The organism is Mesorhizobium sp. M7A.F.Ca.CA.002.09.1.1 (assembly GCF_003998555.1).
GTDB classification, from domain to species: Bacteria; Pseudomonadota; Alphaproteobacteria; order Rhizobiales; family Rhizobiaceae; genus Mesorhizobium; species Mesorhizobium ciceri.
Map to the genome: position 1 here is coordinate 1 of NZ_RZRR01000973.1, position 1,961 is coordinate 1,961.

Genomic DNA, 1,961 nt, shown 5'->3' on the forward strand with positions numbered 1-1,961 from the left:
AGCAGATCGACCTGTCGAAGACCTACACGACCGAATTCGTCGACGCTGCCAAATAGCGGCGCCAGCCTACCACTCGTTGAATAACAAGGACTTGCGCCGGCTGCTTGAATCAAGAAGGCAGCGGCGCGGCCTCCCGAACACCTGGAGATCCGTGGCACTGCCGCGGGCTCCCTTGCCCCATTGCGACAGGAGTGCGCCATGCAAGTGCAACCCATGGCGGCCGAGAAGCTGTCTCAGGCCGCGCCACAAGCCGACGCCGCGATCGCCATCGATGATGTGACCTTGCGTTTCGTCACGCCCGACGGGCACATGATGACGGCGATCCGCGATTTCACGATGACCGTGGCGCGCGGCGAGTTCGCCTGCGTCGTCGGGCCGACCGGCTGCGGCAAGTCGACGACGCTCAACCTGGTCACCGGCCTGTTGCGGCCGACGACCGGCAATGTCCGCGTCATGGGCACGCCGGTCACCGATATCAGCCGGGACATCGGCTTTGTCTTCCAGGCGGATGCGCTGTTTCCCTGGCGCAGTGTCATCGACAATGTCGCCGCCGGTCCACTTTATCGCGGCACGCCAAAGGCGCAGGCCTACGACCGCGCCCGCGACTGGATCGCCCGCGTCGGCCTCGGCCGCTTCGAGAAGCACTATCCGCACCAGCTTTCGGGCGGCATGCGCAAGCGCGTCGCGCTGGCGCAGACCTTCATCAACCAGCCCAAGATCCTTTTGATGGACGAGCCGTTCAGCGCGCTCGACATGCAGACGCGCACCGCCATGCAGGACGAATTGCTGGATCTGTGGTCGGAGCAGAAATCCTCGGTTGTCTTCGTCACCCACGACCTAGAGGAGGCGGTGGCGCTGGCCGACAAGGTCTATGTGCTCACCGCTGGGCCGGGCACGGTCAAGAGCGTCTACCGCATCGACCTGCCGCGCCCCCGCGTCATGGCCGACATCCGCTACGACCCGAACTTCGTCGAGATCGCCAAGGTGATCTGGAACGATCTGCGCGAGGAAGTGCAGCTCGGCCAGAGCCGGACCTTGCAGACCGGACATTGAAAGGAGAAACAGCATGACCGCAATCTCTCCGACCGCCAACCAGGCCGCCGTCCGCGATGCTTCCATCGCCGTTGCCGAAGCCCGGGCGAGGGCAAGGCTGCGCCGCCGCCACGCGCTTGTCATCTCCTTGCGCCTGGCGATCCTGGTCGTCTTCCTTGGCCTGTGGGAACTCGGCGCCGACTACAACATCATCGACCCGTTCTTCTTCGCCAGCCCTTCTGGCATCTGGCAGCAGATCTGGTCGTGGATCACCGAAGGCACCTCGCAAGGCCCACTCTGGCTGCAGATCTACGTGACGCTGGAGGAAACCTTCCTCGGCTTTGTCATCGGTGCCCTTGGCGGCATCGCCGCCGGCATCATCCTCGGCCGCAATCGGCTGTTGGCGGATGTCTTTTCGATCTACATCAAGATCGCCAATTCGGTGCCGCGCGTCGTGCTCGGCTCGGTGTTCATCATCGCGCTCGGCCTCGGCATGGCGTCCAAGGTGGCGCTTGCCGTGGTGATGGTGTTCTTCGTTGTTTTCGCCAACGCCTTCCAGGGTGTGCGCGAGGCCGACAGGGCAATGATCGCCAATGCCCAGATCCTTGGCGCCTCGCCGTTCCAGATCACCCGCACCGTCATCATTCCTTCGGCGATGAGCTGGATCCTCGCCAGCCTGCATGTCAGCTTCGGCTTCGCGCTGGTCGGCGCGGTGGTCGGCGAGTTCCTCGGCGCCAAGCAAGGCATGGGCCTGCTGATCTCGACCGCGCAGGGCGCCTTCAACGCCAATGGCGTGTTCGCCGCGATGATCATCCTGGCTGTCATGGCGCTGGTGGTGGAGTTCATCATCACCCGCTTCGAGAACTATGTCGTGAAGTGGCGGCCGGCGCCGTTCAACGAGCAGGGAACGTGATCGGTCAGACCAGGGG

2 protein-coding genes are annotated in these 1,961 nt (G+C 64.0%); both read left to right on the top strand.

Going from position 1 to position 1,961, the window contains the following annotated elements; genetic code table 11:
- Window positions 1-198: 198 nt before the first annotated feature.
- The gene (locus EN994_RS29065) at window positions 199-1,053 is read left to right on the top strand and encodes an ABC transporter ATP-binding protein (protein ID WP_013532455.1); all 855 of its coding nucleotides are present in this window, start codon (window positions 199-201) and stop codon (window positions 1,051-1,053) included.
- Between the two features lie 13 nt (window positions 1,054-1,066).
- Window positions 1,067-1,945, top strand: coding sequence for an ABC transporter permease (locus tag EN994_RS29070; RefSeq protein ID WP_013532454.1), 879 nt, complete (start codon window positions 1,067-1,069; stop codon window positions 1,943-1,945).
- The last annotated feature ends 16 nt before the right edge of the window (window positions 1,946-1,961 follow it).